The sequence below is a fragment of the Chamaesiphon sp. OTE_8_metabat_110 genome (assembly GCF_031382685.1).
Classification (GTDB): domain Bacteria; phylum Cyanobacteriota; class Cyanobacteriia; order Cyanobacteriales; family Chamaesiphonaceae; genus Chamaesiphon.
Window position 1 is genome coordinate 1 of record NZ_JANMZA010000338.1, and the last position, 1,548, is coordinate 1,548.

A 1,548-nucleotide genomic window follows, 5' to 3' on the forward strand; every position below is an offset into this window, starting at 1 on the left:
TAGGTAGCGGGAATAAAATTAATTGATAATTGATAATTGATAATTGGGCGGTTAAAATCGCAACCCTGTGTCTTGAAAAGATGCTTTACATTGGGTTTCCCCAAGTAAAGCACTATTCGCTACCCTCTACCCTCTACCCTCTATCCTCTACCCTCTACCCTCTACTTCACCTGAAGCTTGTAAGTGGTCTGCACTTGAGCATTAGTCACCATCAGGCCGCTAAATCGCCAGCGGAGATAATTATAAGCTGTCGTGGGTGCTGGTTGGGTGCCAATTTTCGGCTGAGCAACGAAAGTTTTACCCCCATCGATACTGAATAATAGTTCGGCACCCTCAAGCGACCTAGCAGAATCTTTCACATAATTAGTTCCCCTAGGAATCGGTTGCTTGAGAATTAAATTCTTGAGTGGACAGCGGCTATTATTTTTGGCAATTACGGTGTATTTAATAATATCTCCAGGCTTCACAGTCGCTTTTTCGGCAATCGGTCGGAAGACAGTTTTATTGTTCTCCATCTGTTTTTTATCAGCCTTAAGTGTCAGCACTACCCGTTTGGCAATCGGCAGCGGATCGACACAAGCTTTAAGCTTTCTTGCCCTAGCAGCTCCGGGAAATTGAGGCACAAAAAATGTCATGGCGACCGTGCCAATGCCGATTAGAATAAAGATCGAGAACTTAGGCATGGTACTGTTTGAGTAAGCGGTGAGCTGAGATATAGAGACAAGACGATCGAATAGCAATAAAGTTGCCCGATCTGTTGAAGACCTGCGATCTAGACTAGCCAGCAAAGATCGGGTGCTGCGAAGTTTCCAATCGTTCGTAAAGTGTGGGCTTTGCACAATCGAATCATAGCAAGCGCGGTCGAACCTGATATTCTAGATACACGCACTTCGATCGAATTCTCGACTGGGGAGATTACTCATCACCGATCCAGTCGGATGAGACAAAGCGGAACCGTTGCCTCATCCCGCGAGCCGAAGGATGCCAACAGATTGAACTGCATTAATAATTATAGACAATGACCTTAGACTGGATTAGTCCTGCCGAACGCCTCCAATCGTTACCCCAATATGTATTTGCTCGGTTAGATGAACTCAAAGCAAATGCTCGTCGCCAGGGTATCGATCTGATTGACTTGGGGATGGGCAACCCAGACGGTGCTGCGCCAGCGCCAGTTATTGCGGCAGCCAAAGATGCGCTCGATGAAGCCACCAATCATGGTTATCCGCCTTTTGAAGGTACCGCCAATTTTCGGGGCGCGATCGCCAAATGGTATTATCGGCGCTATGGCGTTACCCTCGATCCCAATAGTGAAGCTTTGCCCCTGCTCGGCTCCAAAGAAGGCTTGGGACATCTAGCGCTAGCATATATCAACCCTGGCGATACAGTCCTCGTCCCCAGTCCCGCCTATCCCGTCCACTTTCGGGGGCCTGCGATCGCGGGTGCTAAGATTCATAATATTATCCTCAAGCCGGAGAATGACTGGGAAATCGATCTCAACGATATTCCCGAAGATGTCGCCCGCAAAGCCAAAATTCTCTTCTTCAA

The 1,548-nt window shown here is 47.7% G+C and carries 2 protein-coding genes; one reads left to right on the forward strand and one right to left on the reverse strand.

Annotation, left to right across the window (positions count from 1 at the left end):
• Positions 1–161 precede the first annotated feature (161 nt).
• Positions 162–788 (reverse strand): hypothetical protein, encoded by a 627-nt coding sequence (locus RMO52_RS12480; RefSeq protein ID WP_310414601.1) that lies wholly within the window; start codon positions 786–788, stop codon positions 162–164.
• Between the two features lie 230 nt (positions 789–1,018).
• On the opposite strand from RMO52_RS12480, the gene RMO52_RS12485 reads away from it, so the two are divergent.
• A partial coding sequence (locus tag RMO52_RS12485; protein WP_310414604.1) for an aminotransferase class I/II-fold pyridoxal phosphate-dependent enzyme occupies positions 1,019–1,548 on the forward strand: 530 nt, incomplete at its 3' end.